The sequence below is a fragment of the Nocardioides pyridinolyticus genome (genome assembly GCF_054653575.1).
Genome location: NZ_BAAIFY010000083.1, coordinates 1 through 782, shown reverse-complemented (window position 1 = coordinate 782; position 782 = coordinate 1). Strand labels below are relative to the sequence as shown.

At 67.3% G+C, this 782-nt stretch carries 1 pseudogene; it reads left to right on the top strand.

The features are described 5' to 3' along the window. Positions 1–782: pseudogene (locus tag ACYQ0U_RS22755) on the top strand (Fe-S oxidoreductase); the annotation flags it as partial.

Genomic DNA, 782 nt, shown 5'->3' with positions numbered 1-782 from the left:
CACTTCACGCTGCCGCTGATCGGGGAGTTCTTCCTCTACGAGTGGATCTCCGAGCTGTTCACGGTCGTGATGATCGTGGCGATCCTCGGGTTCATCACCTACCGCGCCACCCGCCCGAAGGAGCGGGTCCGCGGCGTGAAGGGCCGGCTCTACCGGTCCACGATGTGGCAGGGGTACTTCGTCGAGGCGGTCATCCTCGGCGTCGGCCTGTGCATCATGGTGCTGCGCGGCCTCGAGTACGCGCTGTTCGAGCACGCCGGCTCCGACCACGCCTCGCTGGCCCACTTCCCGTTCACCGCCTGGCTCGGCCAGGCCTTCTCCGGCCTGTCCCAGAGCGGCGTCGAGAACGCCATCTACCTCGTCGCGATGCTCAAGATCGTCATCTCCTTCACCTGGATGATCACGATCTCGCTCAACCTCACCATGGGCGTCGCCTGGCACCGCTTCACCGCGTTCTTCAACATCTTCTTCAAGCGCGACCCCCAGCGCACCGCGCTCGGCGCGGTCAAGCCGCTCACCTCGGCCGGCAAGCCCGTGTCGCTCGACGACATCGAGGACATGGACGAGGACACCACCCTCGGCGTCGGCGCGGTCGAGGACTTCAGCTGGAAGGGCATCCTCGACTTCACGACCTGCACCGAGTGCGGTCGCTGCCAGTCGCAGTGCCCCGCGTGGAACACCGACAAGCCGCTCTCGCCCAAGCTGCTGATCACCGCGCTGCGCGACGCGACGTACGCCAAGGCGCCCTACCTCCAGGCCGCCGAGGACGCCCGCCCGGCGCT